General features: G+C 37.0%; 13 protein-coding genes, 3 tRNA genes and 1 rRNA gene. 4 read left to right on the forward strand and 13 right to left on the reverse strand.

Going from position 1 to position 13,995, the window contains the following annotated elements; all coding sequences use genetic code 11:
- Nucleotides 1–226: 226 nt before the first annotated feature.
- The 6 genes from thiI to OS138_RS11045 form a co-directional block, all read right to left on the reverse strand.
- Nucleotides 227–1,438 carry a tRNA uracil 4-sulfurtransferase ThiI gene (thiI, locus tag OS138_RS11020; RefSeq protein ID WP_002287955.1) on the reverse strand — a complete coding sequence of 404 codons (1,212 nt, stop codon included), beginning with the start codon at nucleotides 1,436–1,438 and terminating at the stop codon, nucleotides 227–229.
- Between the two features lie 15 nt (nucleotides 1,439–1,453).
- Nucleotides 1,454–2,596: a cysteine desulfurase family protein gene (locus tag OS138_RS11025; protein ID WP_002294077.1), complete on the reverse strand. Its 1,143-nt coding sequence runs from the start codon at nucleotides 2,594–2,596 to the stop codon at nucleotides 1,454–1,456.
- 165 nt (nucleotides 2,597–2,761) lie between these two features.
- Nucleotides 2,762–4,483 carry a septation ring formation regulator EzrA gene (locus tag OS138_RS11030; protein ID WP_002287957.1) on the reverse strand — a complete coding sequence of 574 codons (1,722 nt, stop codon included), beginning with the start codon at nucleotides 4,481–4,483 and terminating at the stop codon, nucleotides 2,762–2,764.
- Between the two features lie 198 nt (nucleotides 4,484–4,681).
- The gene (locus tag OS138_RS11035) at nucleotides 4,682–5,242 is read right to left on the reverse strand and encodes an HAD family hydrolase (RefSeq protein ID WP_142652323.1); all 561 of its coding nucleotides are present in this window, start codon (nucleotides 5,240–5,242) and stop codon (nucleotides 4,682–4,684) included.
- A 25-nt stretch (nucleotides 5,243–5,267) separates the two neighbouring features.
- Nucleotides 5,268–6,107, reverse strand: a complete 840-nt coding sequence (locus OS138_RS11040; protein ID WP_002294078.1) for a Cof-type HAD-IIB family hydrolase — start codon at nucleotides 6,105–6,107, stop codon at nucleotides 5,268–5,270.
- A 33-nt stretch (nucleotides 6,108–6,140) separates the two neighbouring features.
- Nucleotides 6,141–6,974 carry a DUF72 domain-containing protein gene (locus OS138_RS11045; RefSeq protein WP_087626473.1) on the reverse strand — a complete coding sequence of 278 codons (834 nt, stop codon included), beginning with the start codon at nucleotides 6,972–6,974 and terminating at the stop codon, nucleotides 6,141–6,143.
- A gap of 231 nt (nucleotides 6,975–7,205) precedes the next feature.
- On the opposite strand from OS138_RS11045, the gene OS138_RS11050 reads away from it, so the two are divergent.
- Nucleotides 7,206–8,174, forward strand: a complete 969-nt coding sequence (locus OS138_RS11050) for an asparaginase (protein ID WP_002298855.1) — start codon at nucleotides 7,206–7,208, stop codon at nucleotides 8,172–8,174.
- 151 nt (nucleotides 8,175–8,325) lie between these two features.
- Here OS138_RS11050 and OS138_RS11055 read toward each other — a convergent pair whose 3' ends face one another.
- The 3 genes from OS138_RS11055 to OS138_RS11065 all read right to left on the reverse strand — a co-directional run bounded on the left by OS138_RS11055 (nucleotide 8,326) and on the right by OS138_RS11065 (nucleotide 11,443).
- A complete protein-coding gene (locus OS138_RS11055) occupies nucleotides 8,326–9,063 on the reverse strand; it encodes an acyl-ACP thioesterase domain-containing protein (protein WP_002287962.1) in 738 nt (245 codons plus the stop codon).
- 15 nt (nucleotides 9,064–9,078) lie between these two features.
- On the reverse strand, nucleotides 9,079–9,912 hold the full coding sequence (locus tag OS138_RS11060; protein ID WP_002287963.1) for a fructosamine kinase family protein: 834 nt from the start codon (nucleotides 9,910–9,912) through the stop codon (nucleotides 9,079–9,081).
- A 202-nt stretch (nucleotides 9,913–10,114) separates the two neighbouring features.
- Nucleotides 10,115–11,443 (reverse strand): C1 family peptidase, encoded by a 1,329-nt coding sequence (locus tag OS138_RS11065; RefSeq protein ID WP_002327205.1) that lies wholly within the window; start codon nucleotides 11,441–11,443, stop codon nucleotides 10,115–10,117.
- 294 nt (nucleotides 11,444–11,737) lie between these two features.
- Between OS138_RS11065 and OS138_RS11070 the strand changes: the two genes are divergently transcribed.
- Entirely contained in the window at nucleotides 11,738–11,902 is a 165-nt protein-coding gene (locus tag OS138_RS11070; RefSeq protein ID WP_325070115.1) for a hypothetical protein, read from the forward strand.
- 137 nt (nucleotides 11,903–12,039) lie between these two features.
- Here the strand turns inward: OS138_RS11070 and OS138_RS11075 are convergent.
- Nucleotides 12,040–12,113, reverse strand: a tRNA-Asn gene (locus tag OS138_RS11075).
- Nucleotides 12,114–12,326: 213 nt separating this feature from the next.
- Here OS138_RS11075 and OS138_RS11080 point away from each other — a divergent pair.
- A tRNA-Thr gene (locus tag OS138_RS11080) sits at nucleotides 12,327–12,399 on the forward strand.
- A 133-nt stretch (nucleotides 12,400–12,532) separates the two neighbouring features.
- Complete coding sequence (locus tag OS138_RS11085) at nucleotides 12,533–13,162, forward strand: alpha/beta fold hydrolase (RefSeq protein WP_325070116.1); 630 nt, start codon at nucleotides 12,533–12,535, stop codon at nucleotides 13,160–13,162.
- Nucleotides 13,163–13,284: 122 nt separating this feature from the next.
- Here OS138_RS11085 and OS138_RS11090 read toward each other — a convergent pair whose 3' ends face one another.
- The 3 genes from OS138_RS11090 to rrf form a co-directional block, all read right to left on the reverse strand.
- Complete coding sequence (locus tag OS138_RS11090; RefSeq protein ID WP_002298848.1) at nucleotides 13,285–13,659, reverse strand: iron-sulfur cluster biosynthesis family protein; 375 nt, start codon at nucleotides 13,657–13,659, stop codon at nucleotides 13,285–13,287.
- 127 nt (nucleotides 13,660–13,786) lie between these two features.
- Nucleotides 13,787–13,860, reverse strand: a tRNA-Asn gene (locus OS138_RS11095).
- A 9-nt stretch (nucleotides 13,861–13,869) separates the two neighbouring features.
- Nucleotides 13,870–13,985 (reverse strand): 5S ribosomal RNA (gene rrf, locus OS138_RS11100).
- Nucleotides 13,986–13,995 lie beyond the last annotated feature (10 nt).

Here is a 13,995-nt window from a genome sequence, read left to right on the forward strand (position 1 = left end):
TCATGGGAAATTCTCTTTTTTATATCATTTATCAACTGTAGCTTGATCTCTAAATAAAATTTTATTTTTCAGTTAGTAAAAAAGAACCGGCTTTTCCATAACTTCTTGATAAATGGTATTCAATCAGCTAATCTTTGACATTAGTTCAAAAACGGTAAAATACATGGAGCTATTTTTTCGTTTTGTTTCTCTAATACTCTGGTCAAAACACTATTTTCATAACCTCTTATAGCAATTCTGAAAATTCTTCAGTTTTTTCATTAGACGATTCTGCTTGTATCTCTTCCATCTTCAAGCCAGCTAGTGCTCGTTGGATCATTTCATCTATTGCTAAACGCTCTTCATATTGATGGACCTTTTCCAGTTGAGGGCGTGTTTTTGGCTGTGGAGGAGCAAAAATCGTACAGCAGTCTTCAAAAGGCTGGATAGAAAGATTAAATGTATCGATCTGTTCTGCTACTTCAATGATTTCAAGTTTATCCATTGTCGCTACAGGCCGAATGATTGGCGTATTCGTTACTTCATTGATAGCTACCATACTTTGCAAAGTTTGCGAAGCCACTTGACCTAATGATTCACCATTCAAAATGACTAAACCATGACGAATACGGCGAATTTCATCGGTCAAACGCAACATCATTCGACGAGTAATTGTCATCCAATATCCTTGTGGCACTGACTTTTTGATTTCTTCTTGAATCTCGGTAAATGGCACTTCGATAAAATGGATCGTTCCCACATAAGGTGCTAGTTTGGCTGTTAGATCTTTTGCTTTTTGCAGTGCTTGTTCACTTGTATACGGCGGACTAGCAAAATGAACAGCTTCAATTTCCACTCCCCGCTTCATGGCAAAGTACCCTGCTACAGGAGAATCAATCCCCCCAGAAAGCATAAGCATTCCTTTTCCGCTTGTTCCTACGGGCAATCCTCCAGCTCCCTTGATCGTTTCATACGATAGATAAGCGCCATCACGCCGAATCTCTACACGTAATGGAATATCTGGTTGACGCATTTGAACTTGGATATGCGGGAAAATATCAAAAACAGCATTACCTAATGTTTGATTCAATTCATTACTTGTCAATTCAAATTGGTGATCGCTTCTTTTAGCGATAATTTTAAATGTTTCTTTCCCAGTATAAATTTCTTTCATGATGTCTTGAACAGCTTGTTTTAAAACTTCGACATCTTTTTCTACACGAATACTTGGAGAAAAATTTTGGATCCCAAATATTTTTGCTAGTTTTGGAATAACTAGCTGCCCGTCTGCGCCATTCAATAAAAGATGCATCCGGTCCCGATCAGCATGGATTTTGATTTCTGGAAAGTCTTTCAAAGCTTGTCTGACATTTTGTGCTAGTTGCATGATAAAGCTTTTTCGATTCTTTCCTTTTGTCGAAAGTTCCCCATAACGGACCATAATTTCACTGTATTTCACAAGAACACTCCTCTTTTAATTGATTGCAGAAAATTTCTTATAAAGCTGCTTGAAAATAATCATAAATTGCTCGACTTCTGCAAGCGAATTGTTTTCATCTAAGCTGATTCGAACAGCAGATGTAGCCAGATCATTTGGTACATGCATTGCGTGCAATGTACTGCTTGCCATATGTTTACGTGAGGAGCAGGCACTAGTAGTAGAAACAAATATTTGTTTTTCTTCTAAGGCATGGACGAGAACTTCGCCGCGAATTCCTTTTAGAGCAAAACATAAAATATGCGGTGCATAGTCAGTTCCTTCTGAAAAAATCGTCACTTTCTCATACGTCTTCAACGCATTGATTAGAGCTACTTTTAAGCGTTGTGTCTGCTCAGGTTTTTGTTCCTTTATCTCTAATGATAAACGTAAAGCTTTAGCCATAGCCACAATCCCTGGAACATTTTCTGTCCCACTTCGCTGATTCCTTTCCTGTCCTCCACCTGTCAGTAATGGTGCTAAACGACGACCCTTTTTCCAATAAATGAAACCAGTTCCCCGTGGGCCATGGAATTTGTGAGCTGAAAATGTTGCAAAATCAACTCTTTCTGTCAACCATTGCGAGAATGGTACTTTTCCAATCGCCTGAACAGCATCTACATGGAAATGAATTTTAGGAAAATCATCCAAAAGATCACTGATTTCCTGGATGGGCTGAATCGATCCTACTTCATTATTCACAGCCATAACAGAGACTAATACTGTCTCTTTTCTTATTAATTCTTTCAATTCGTCGACACGTACAAATCCGCGTTTATCCACTGGGGCGATACTTACTTCGATTCCTAATTCTTTTAATTGTTCTGCTGTCTCGCTGACGGCCGGATGTTCGACTCCTGAAATGATCATATGATTCCCATATTCTCTTTTTTCGATCATCGTTCCTTTTAATACCCAGTTATCTCCTTCTGTTCCGCCTGAAGTAAAATAGATTTCTTCTGGTTCTACATGGATCAAATCAGCGATCTGCTTTCTTGCTTGCTGCAACAACCGGTTAGCTTGATTGCCTAAATCATGCAAGCTTGATGGATTCCCAATAATCCGCTGACTGGTTTTTACATATGCATCTAAGCTTTGCGGAAAGATTGGGGTTGTTGCACTGTTATCAAAATATATCATAAGAAACCCCTCTTTTTTGAAATTCTTTTCTATTATAACGGTTGTCCAAGGTGCTTTCAAGAGCAGGTGAAATTTTCACTTGTTTCAATTTTCAAATATACAAAAAAAGACAAGAACAAGACAATAATCCGTCTTGCTCTTGCTGGTTTACTAACTTTTTTTGCTTTATACTAAGTCTGGATGATTAAAATAAAAATCTTCGATGCGTTTGAAAGCACCTGGTTCTACTCGCTCTAATGCTGTACCGATTTCGTCTAATGCTTCTTGATAGTGATATTCTTTATTGAATAAATAGTAGCTTTTATCAATTGCTTCTCTCACTTCTTCGTGTGTATGACGATAACGATTTGCATATTGGAGCATTTGCTCCGTTAATGCTGCTGCATCTACTAAATCATGTGTCTTCTTATCTAATAATTCTAGATCTTCTTCACATAGAGCAACTAAACGATTGACCTCTTCCATGTTTACTCGAATTTTATTCAAGACAACACTTAGTTCTTCAATACGGTCAGTAGCAACAAAAAAGAATTCTAGGTAATCATTCGGCAAGCCAGGCAAACGTTGTTTTTCTACAAAACGTTTCAAACTGCGCAATTTGAATTCGAATGTATCGATCTTTTCTTGCGCTTCTTTTTCGCCTTTTCTCAATTCATGTAATGAGTCGTCGATCTCTACTTGTTGCTTTTCGATATCTTCTAAGACTTTGAAGACTGTTTTATAGAACGTGCGCACTTCTGAATAAGGAATTTCGTGTTGACGGATCTGTGGAATCATCTGTTCATTTTGACGTTCCATTTCTTCCACTTCGGTTTGGAAACCTCGTACACGGCCAATTTCATTGTGGTTCAATGTATAGCTTTGAGATGTGTGATCCAGCTCAATCAATAATTGACGGTTATTCTTTGTTGTATGTTTGATATACTCTGCAATCGTTGATTGGTTAGTTTTTACATATCTCTGAGCTTCCATTTCCCGTTCTAAGATATCATATAACGAATCAATCAAATCAGCTGTTTCACGGTTTTCAAATTCGACCGTTTCAACTTCTGTTTTTTCAAGATTGGCTAATGAATTTTCAATTCTTCGACTTACTTTTGCGATATCTTCAGCAAGATCTTCTTCTGGGAATACATATTGTTCTTCCATCAATTTCTCGTAAGTATCACTGATTTCTTCAAGTTGTTCAGGGAAAGTGGTATGGAGCTCCTCATACAGCGGTGGAATTTTTTTCATCAGAGCTTCCACTTCATACGTATGTTTTTCTGCTTTATCCAAAACCTCGCGGGCTTCAACAGGGTCTCCAGAAGTGTTTAAAGTCACAAACTGCGTAAATTCTTTTTCGATCACTTTGATCTGTTTTTGCAATTCAAAAAGAGCTGGTCCGTATTCATGCTCGTCTTCTCTGACTTTTTCTTTCAGTTCTTCATAGACGTCAAGTGCCTGCTGAACAGCTAGTGAGTTGCGTTCTTCCGTTTCCCGCAATTCCTTTAGACCTTCACGGATTTCCGTCACTTGTTTCTCCATTTGGTCCATTGTAGCTTCTGCTTCAACAACTGCTTTTTTTCCTTTTAAGAACCGAAAACTTTCATTGAGGTTTTCCACTTCGAAAATTTGACTTTCTAGTTCAGCGAACGAGGAAGTAGATATGTCATTCCATTTTTGACTCCATTCACGAAAGGTATTTTGGCTTTGCCCAACCAGATGCATTTTTTTAACATCATCGACTTCTTCAATCACTGGCAAGTCAAATAATTCTTCCTTGCGTTTTTCTAAGGCATCCAATCGATCTTGGTTTTTTTTCTTCATCAAGTAACTAACCAAAAAGACGACAATGGCGACTATAATGATTGCAATGACGATTCCGATGATAACATTATTTCCCATTTATGGTTCCTCCGTTTTCAGTATGCATCTTTTATGCAACAGATGGCGTTCTGCTTGGCATAAATCCAAATAATACGTCTCTCGTGCAAAAGACATCTATTCTAGATTATAGCATACTATTTTCATGCATTCACTAACTTAAACGAAAATCTTTTGTTTTTCCATCGTATAAAGATAACAAAAATAGTGAAACTCTGATCACTCTTTTTCATTTGTGCACATGCCTATATCAGCGGATTTTTTCTTAGCAATCGCTTCTTGAATCTGACGTTGGATTTCTGCCGCGATTTTAGGTTCTGGAGCATATTCCATCTGCCAGTTTTCAGGTTTCAACACTTTATTTGTTACAGGGTCATAATGAGGTTTTCCATCTGGAAATAATTTCCCCATATTTGCCTGATGGACGATTTCGAATATTCGATCAGGCACTATTCCTAGTAATGAAAAAGAACCATAAGTAAAGTAAAGGATATCTGTCAGTGCATCTACTTGTTCAATCAGCGGATCACTTCCCCACTGTGTTTTACCAAGTATTTTTTCTTCTGCTTTATCTAATGCTTCGTGCAGCAGCATAACAGCTTCATGCAGTTGTTCTTTATTAGGTGAAGTAGCTGCAACAAATTCAACAAGTTCTTCTATTTTGAACGCAGCACGTGTATGAGTTTCATTTTCTGTAAAAGCCGTGGGTATCTCTGGTCTTCTTGGATCAAAAGTTTTGTGGAATGTTTCTACTTTTTGAAAAGGTGTCTCTGCTTCCATACTGATTTTTTCCTTCTTTCATTGACTAATAAATCAGACCGAAGTGTTTCAGTCCTTCGTATATCCCATCTTCTTCATTTGATTGAGTCACAAAGTCTGCAGCATGTTTTACTTCGATCTGAGCATTCCCCATGGCCACTCCAATTCCTACACCTTTCAGCATCTCGATATCATTGTAATGATCGCCAAATGCCATAATTTCTTCCATTTCAATTCCGACAGCATTTGCGAAAGCTTGGATGCCTAGTAATTTTGAACCACCTTTTGGGATGATATCTACAGTATACGTATTTGAACGCTGAAACGTACACTCGGGAAAGCGATGTTCTAACTTTTTCTGTTCTGACTCCGGACTGAGCAATATACATTGATAAATTGGTTCTTTTAATATCTCTAACGTTTCATAACGATCCTTTTGTCGGTGAGGGCTAAAAACCTGGAGGATTTTTTTCATCAGACGTACCGGGAATTTACGCGGTAAAAAGCTGACTAGTCGCTTGATAAAAATCGATTGTCCTAATAGCATCGTCGTTGATCCATCTAACCGATTTCTCGCACCAAAAACGATTTGTCGATGGTTCTCATCTGCAAATTCAACAATATGTTCCAATACTTTTTGTTCAAAAGGGTGGTCGATAATCGTGCGATCTGCAGTAAAAACCAGTTGACCATTATACACGACATACATATCTAATTCCAATTCATCAATGATTTCTTTGATTTTTACTGGGCTGCGCCCCGTTGCTACACCGCATAAAATGCCGTTTTTCCGAGCATATTCAATTGCTTGTTTTGTTGATTCCAACGCTTTTGAACGATTGGTGACCAATGTTCCGTCAATATCAAAAAAAATAGCTTTGATCATAGACTTCGCCCCTTTCTTGAATAAAATAAGCCCTTAAAACAGATCCATTTGGGTTGGATTGAGTCCATCTGGCTTGATATTTAATATTTTTTGCAGTGCTAATGCATTTTCAGCCGCATCACCACCAGAATTGTTATTAAAAATCACACCTACCTCTTTTGTCTTAGAATCAACTACTTTGACTTCATGTGCTAGTTCTTGCAGTTCTTTTTCTGAATAACGATATAACGTTCTTTTTTTACGCCACTCTTTATCATTTGCTTGCCATCCTTGCGCATTCCTACCATGGAATCGAAAAAGAGCAAAGTTCGGATTGGTGACAAATGGATCAAAAGGAATCGTTGTATTCAGCAACTGTGGCTCATCGATGATGGCTAAAGAAAAAGCGGCTTTAGACATAAAGTTTCTTGTACGTTCAAGAAATTCATCGCTGTACCAAGAATAATCCCGCAATTCTATAGAAACAGGATAACCCTCAAACCACTTTCTAAGTTTGCGCAAGTACTGGACATTTTCTTTCGTACATTTGAATGATGAGGGGAATTGGACTAAAAAGCAAAACATCTTTCCAGCATCTACCATTGGCGACATAACATCTAAAAAATGCGCAATCATCTCTTCTTCGGTCTGATAATAAGGCTTCCAGTCTCCTTGACCGCTGATTCCTTGATAGACTTTGACTACAAAGCGAAATGATTTAGGTACTTCACTTATCCAATTCTCAACTGAGGACTTTCGGGGAATTCCATAATAGGCAGTATCTAATTCCACTAAGGGTAGAAACCCTGCATATTCATAAAGAGTGTTATTCTTTTTACCAGTTAATTTGTCATGTTCTTTAAACGATGTTAATCCGATTCTGATCATTTCCGGCCACCTTCGTGATTGATTTCCTTGGCTGCTTTCTTGTAAAAGAAACTCAACCAGATACTCCATTGTATTAGGAGGTCAAGGTTGAGTCTTTTCCATTTTAATAAGGTCAGCTTTTTTATGATAAGTTAGGCTATTCGTTATTCTTCACTGATAGCAAAACTCTTTTATATAGTATACAATAAGATTTAACGGCTATGCAAAATTATTCGTAAGGAAGTCTGTAAAATGAAAAAAATACTTGTACTACACACCGGCGGAACGATCGCCATGAAAGAAAACATGCTCACGGGCGGTGTTAGTCCTGATGTGGCAAACCCATTATTAGATGCAGAAATCACAATCCCCAAGCATGTAGAATTATTAGTTGAAGATATCTTCAATCTTCCCTCACCACACATCATGCCTTCTCACATGTTGGTATTAAAAGAACGTATCTTATCCGCTTATGCATCAGGTATATCCGGAGTGGTGATCACACACGGTACAGATACATTAGAAGAAACTGCTTTTTTTCTTGATACAACGATTGGCGACAAATTACCAATTGTTTTGACTGGGGCAATGCGTTCAAGTAATGAACTTGGAAGTGACGGCCTTTATAATTTTGAAAGTGCGATTCGTGTCGCAAGTTGTGAAGAAGCGCTAGATAAGGGGGTTTTGGTGGTCATGAACGATGAGATCCATTCTGCACGCTACGTGACAAAGACCCATACCACAAATGTTGCTACTTTCCGAACACCTACATTGGGTCCCATCGGCTTAGTAACTAAGAATCGAATTTTATTCTTGCAGGAACTTTTAGAAACAAAGCGACTGGACATTTCCGCTGTAGATGGGACTATCCCGATCGTTAAAGCATATGCTGGGATGCAAGGGGACTTATTGGAAGCCATCGCCCATACGAAAGTAGACGGTTTGGTAATCGAAGCTTTAGGTGCGGGGAATCTCCCTCCACAAGCCTTAGCTGCTTTGGAAAAGCTTCTTGTCCAAAAAATCCCTGTAGTACTTGTTTCTCGTTGTTTCAATGGAATAGCTGAGCCTGTTTATGATTATGAAGGCGGGGGAAAAGAACTAGAAAAAATGGGGATTATTTTCTGTAACAGTATTAATAGTCAAAAAGCACGTTTAAAACTATTGATTGCTGTAAACTATGGTTTGTCGGGTGAAGAATTGATTTCGTTTATCCAAAACTAAACAATATCTAATAGCTAAACTTAAAAAGAGAGGCTGTGACAAAAATAGCTTCTTCGAAAACTAAGTCGAAAATTTACAAAAATTTGAGAAACAATTTTCGTAAATTTCTTCTTATTTCTTGAAGCTGACCCCTTCTGTCACAACCTCTTTTTTATTTATTTTTCCATATAATATTTGCTTCACAATACAGCTGTTCCTGCATTCGGATTTCATGTTTTGTTTTGACACCATTTTCGATAGGGATTTGTTCAAAATGGCTTTCGATCTCATTCCCGTACTCTACTTCTTTATCAAATCGAATAATTACTTTTTCTGGAACATGCGTAGTCAAAAAGTCATATCCTAATACGTCAATGATCCAATTAAAATACATCGCATTATTAACATGCTGATTACTATCGATATCATAAAAACGAACACGATATGGCAACATGAAGCCCGAATCAATCTTTTCAATTTTTTCCTGACGCTTGATTTTCTTGATCTTCTCACTCTCAAAAGGAGCAATGATCTCTTCATTAACACTGCTCATTTTTCGATTCACAAAATCCATCAATACGAAAACAGATTCTATTTTGACTAATTCTTTCCCATCTTCATCATGGATCCAGAAGTTCCGATAACAGAAAAACTTATTGTACTCCATGGCTTGAGTCGTTACTGAGATTACTTCACCGACTCTAGGGAGACGATTAATCTCCATGGAATAATTCGTGATGACCCAAGTAAGTCCAAAGCTATTGACGAATTCACTGCCTCTTCCCAACTGGTCGCTTTGATCTTCAGACGTTTTGATAACTACTCCTAACATCGAAGGAAATGTCATCGTTTGGTTGATGTCACACTCATAATATGAAACTTCATGCTTTTTGGTATATTTTTTTGCCAAAAACACGCCCTCCTCTTAAAAATTTTCTAGTAATTGATCTACTTGGGAACCGTAACTTTCTCCAAACATATTCAAATGTGCCAAAAGATAATATAACTGGTAAATCGGCAGTCGGTCTTTCCATCCCTTTTCTAATGGAAATATAGTTTGATAAGCATCTAAAAATTCCGGTCGGAAACCACCGAATAACTGGCTCATTGCAATATCTTGTTCCCGATTCCCATAAGAAACAGCTGGGTCGACAAAAACTGGATGCCCTTGCTGGTCAAAGAACACATTACCACTCCACAGGTCTCCGTGCAAGAGGCGTGGAGTGATCTTTTTTGGTTCAACCGATTTCAATACACGTTCTTTAAATCGCAGATACTTTTCTTGACGCTGTACATTCCATCGATTCGTTTCTTCTGCCAAAGAAATCTGGGATTCAAGCCGATCTTTAAAGAAAAAAGTCCACCAATCTTCTTCAAAAGAATTTTTCTGAACAAGTGTACCCAAATAGTTATCTTTACGAAAACCAAATTGTGGCGCTGTTTGCTGATGGAGATTAGCTAAAGCTGCAGCAAGATCTCGTTGATCCCCTTTTCCCGGCTCGATCCATTCCATTAACAAATAAGCGCCTTCACTTGTTTCACCTAGCATATACGTATCCGGTACACGTACGAATGCTGACAGTTCTTTTAATCCGTCTACTTCTGCTTCAAAAAATCCTTTTTTTACATTCGGATGGATTTTTAAAAAATAAGCACGATGTTCGGTTTTTATACGATAGGTCTGATTAACATCGCCACCAACAACTGGAATCACTTTACCATTTAATTTCAGATCAGATAAAACAGTTTGGATATCCATGACTTTCCCCCCTACTCCCAATTTTATTCTACTTCGTCATCATATTTTTTAATGATAAAAAGATTATTTCCAATCCTTATCCTTTATTTAGAATTATAGCACAGGGACCATAAAAAACAGGGAATGGACTTTAAAGATAAAAAGAGCTGGCTTAAGCCAGCTCTTTTTATCTTTACTACATACTCTTCATTGAAATACTCGTCTATGCTAAAGCGCCCATTGGATCCCACGGAGATAGAACAATTGGTTCTTCATTGAACGCATTTAATTGCTCTTTCGTCAATAAATCTTTTCTTACAACGATTTGGTACGTATATTCGTCCATCCAGGCATCACTCATAACGAAGAAGCCATTCTTTCCAACTTTTTCGCCCCAGCTATTTTCGACTTTCCATTTTGTTGATTGCCCGTCTACTAAGTCAACACCGGTCAATACCATCGCATGGGTCATCAGACTTTCTCCAAAATCTAAACGTTCAGCTTTAGTCATTGTAAAATCCGTATCAAATAGATCATCCATTGAATAAGCATCTAAGGCCATGATGCCACTAGTTCTAGTAGAAGATTGACCTACATCACAACCAAACCAAACAGATTCTCCTTCTTCAAGCTGAGCAATCGCTAATTTTTTGAAAGTTTCCATATCAACATTCAGATATTTGACTTCTTTCCCGCCAACGACATTTCCTAGCATCTCTACTGTATAAGAACGATTGAATGGTTTGTCTTTTGTTGGTGCATTGATCACGCTAACATAATCATCTAATTTTACACCGATGTATTTATCATAAAAAATTTGTGGTGTCAGTCCTCGGTCAAGATGATAGTTCTTTTCTTCATCGCGGTACTCAAAATCGAATTCTTTTGGAGGTGTTCCTAATGAGATAGATAAGAAGTTATAAATGCTTTCTAGCATTTCTTCTTTCTTTTCTTCAATAGCGTCTAATGTTTCTCCTTGAGCAACCATTTTCCGTAACACTACTGCATCTTTACGCAGTAATTTGTTCAAATAGTTATTCAAATCTCGAGAATTTGAACTATTCGCACTTTCCGGCATCACCGATTTAGGCACAACGCCATATTTTTGGAATAATGAAACGATCATATCCCATTGGCCGCCATCTTGTTGAGGAGTAGCGAGTAAGAAAGCTACTTTCCGGCTATCGATTGCCTCTTTTCCTGTTGCAATGATGTTTTCATAGAAATAATTTGCCTTTTCATATTTATCCCAGAAAAAAGTGTAATTTTGTGATAATTCAAACTCTTTTAAATGGAATTGATTCAGCATCTTATGACGGAATGTGTTCAGTGCAGCAAACATCCAGCAACGCCCCGATTGCATTTGATTAGCCACTTTCCCCGTAGCCAAATCTATAGAAAATACCGGTGTATTCTCCACATGTGCTGAAACATTTTCAGCAGAAGCGGTAATTCCGTTCTTCACAACTGCCCGCTGCAATGCCTGCTGTTTGATATTTGCTTGAAACTGTTTGTTAAATTTTGTTGTCATATCAGGCGTAATAGCTTTCATCCAATCATCCTTCCAAATCCAAGTTATACTTCGTATTTTACTCTTAAGAATTTAGAAATACAATCTCTTCTATGATGAAAATTTCACTTGAATGAGAATATACTTACAACTTCATGAAGAAAAATGTCATACGGTATACAATAGTTTTCAGATAAAAAGGAATATTTCTATGAGATAACGAAAATGGCCTGTATAATAAAGAAGAGGCCTAGAAGAACATCATACAATAAGATAGCTTTCAAAATACTCATTGAAAGAAGGAAATACTATAACGTAAGAAAGGAGATGAATAAAATGAAAAACCTGATTGCTGGCGGCTTTTTGTTTGTGGGTGGTGGCATACTTATGAATACAGATAACTTTGAGAATGTCATCCCTTTTCTTGGTGCAGCTTGTGCTTTGATTGGTGTAGGAATGCTGATTTATTTCGTATTTAGCGATGATGGGAAGTATGGTTGATTATGAGTAGCCAACTCTACTCTTTCGTAAAGATTACAACATACGTGACAAAAACAGAAAGCTTGATTCATCATAATAATAAAAGAAAAAGAAATCCAAGTGATTGGATTTCTTTTTCTTTGCATAAGCTTTATTTACTCCGGCAGTAGGACTCGAACCTACGACATCATGATTAACAGTCATGCGCTACTACCAACTGAGCTATGCCGGAATCAAGTACATGAATATAATATCAATTTCTTCTAAATAACGCAATACTTTTTTTGAATTTTTTTATTATATTATCAAAGAAACCGTTCGCATTTTTTGTTATTTTTATTTTTTCTAAAATCTGTTTTCCTATTAGAGAAACACATTTTTTCGAAAAAATTCTGTTGACAAATACATTAATATTCGTTATCCTATTATTTGTATTAATGATAATGCCGCTTTAGCTCAGCTGGTAGAGCGCTTCCATGGTAAGGAAGAGGTCGCCGGTTCAAGCCCGGCAAGTGGCTTCCTTAAACAGTGCAGCATGTTGGTTTAACAATGTGTCTGCGCTGTTTTTTTATTTTATGACATAAGAAATGAATGTTTATATTTTAATAGTACAAAGAAAGTCTATATGATAACTATAAAAAGGAGAGCAATATGAAAATTGTTTTTTTGCATGGTCTAGGCCAAGACGAACAATCATGGAAAGATGTAATCTCTTATCTACCCAATAGTTATTCTTGCAAAAGTCTTTCATTGTTCAATCATTTAAACAGCACAGACACTGCTACTTTAGACGACTTAACCAAGTACATCGAAGTACAATTGAATCAGATAAAGGAACCTTTTATTTTATGTGGATTATCTTTAGGCGCTGTTATTGCTTTAAACTATCTTGCAACTCCTTCTCCATATTTAAAAAAGGTTGTTTTAGTCGCTCCACAATTTGAGTCTCCTAATCGCTTATTGCTTACTTTCCAGAATATTTATTTTTACTGCATACCTTCTAAGATATTTGAAAAATTAGGTCTATCTAAAAAACAAACCCTTACCCTACTTCGTTCACTTGAAACATTAGACTGCAAAAAACAGATTCGTACATCACGACTTCCTAAATTGATTTTATGTGGTACCAAAGATCATGCGAATAAACCAGCAGCAAAACGTTTATATAAACTTTCAACGAATAGCCGGCTACTCTTTATTAAAAACGGAAAACATGAATTGAATAAAGAAAAACCAGAGACAATAGTACAATATATGTTAGTATTTATCGAAAATAGTTAATTTAAAAAAAGACGACAAAATGTGTCGTCTTTTTTATTTACCATGGTAAGAATGTTGTCTTGTTTTTTCAATACAGCTTGATTGAGACTAGTTTTATGGATCATGGATCAATGAAGAGAAAATTATTGTTTCATGCCAGAGAATTTTTCTGGTCGTAGATCTACTAATTGAACATGACTGTCTAAAGAACCACTTGGGCTTTCAAGAGTAAATACACCTAGACGTGGATCTAAAGAAAGGGTCATATGTTCATCCATGTACATTTTTGAATAATCTTTTATATAAACATCCCCAATATCACTATCTAATTGGAGTTTATAATCATTTTTTCTCTGTTCTTTATCAAGAAGAAGTAAACGAAAACTAGTATCTAAAGAGCAAACACCCATTTTAGAATATTCCCCAACGCCATCATCTAAATCCAATATAACTGTTGCGCCTTCATCAATATATTTTTGTAATCTTTCTTGTGCTTGTTCCGTAATTTTAAGATACATAACTAATACGCCCTCTTTCTTTTTCTTACAAAAGCATGCTAGCATATATTAATAAAATTATCTAAAGTCCTGCTCAAAACAAAAAGATGTAAGAAATATCTTATGATATTTCTTACATCTACTTTTACTCCGGCAGTAGGACTCGAACCTACGACATCATGATTAACAGTCATGCGCTACTACCAACTGAGCTATGCCGGAATAACATCAGCGTGGCGACGTCCTACTCTCACAAGGGGCAACCCCTCACTACAATCGGCGCTAAGAAGCTTAACTTCTGTGTTCGGCATGGTTACAGGTGTATCCTTCTCGCTATCGCCACCACACTGTGGTGTT

This window comes from Enterococcus sp. E5-37, assembly GCF_035726925.1.
Lineage (GTDB): Bacteria > Bacillota > Bacilli > Lactobacillales > Enterococcaceae > Enterococcus_B > Enterococcus_B faecium.

Bases quoted from the DNA above. Each gene is read 5' to 3' on its own strand.
- OS138_RS11050 (WP_002298855.1), top strand. From the start codon at position 7,206: ATGAAAAAAATACTTGTACTACACACCGGCGGAACGATCGCCATGAAA.
- OS138_RS11060 (WP_002287963.1), bottom strand. From the start codon at position 9,912: ATGGATATCCAAACTGTTTTATCTGATCTGAAATTAAATGGTAAAGTG.
- OS138_RS11045 (WP_087626473.1), bottom strand. From the start codon at position 6,974: ATGATCAGAATCGGATTAACATCGTTTAAAGAACATGACAAATTAACT.
- OS138_RS11070 (WP_325070115.1), top strand. From the start codon at position 11,738: ATGAAAAACCTGATTGCTGGCGGCTTTTTGTTTGTGGGTGGTGGCATA.
- OS138_RS11030 (WP_002287957.1), bottom strand. From the start codon at position 4,483: ATGGGAAATAATGTTATCATCGGAATCGTCATTGCAATCATTATAGTC.
- OS138_RS11065 (WP_002327205.1), bottom strand. From the start codon at position 11,443: ATGAAAGCTATTACGCCTGATATGACAACAAAATTTAACAAACAGTTT.
- OS138_RS11040 (WP_002294078.1), bottom strand. From the start codon at position 6,107: ATGATCAAAGCTATTTTTTTTGATATTGACGGAACATTGGTCACCAAT.
- OS138_RS11085 (WP_325070116.1), top strand. From the start codon at position 12,533: ATGAAAATTGTTTTTTTGCATGGTCTAGGCCAAGACGAACAATCATGG.
- OS138_RS11035 (WP_142652323.1), bottom strand. From the start codon at position 5,242: ATGGAAGCAGAGACACCTTTTCAAAAAGTAGAAACATTCCACAAAACT.
- OS138_RS11090 (WP_002298848.1), bottom strand. From the start codon at position 13,659: ATGTATCTTAAAATTACGGAACAAGCACAAGAAAGATTACAAAAATAT.
- OS138_RS11025 (WP_002294077.1), bottom strand. From the start codon at position 2,596: ATGATATATTTTGATAACAGTGCAACAACCCCAATCTTTCCGCAAAGC.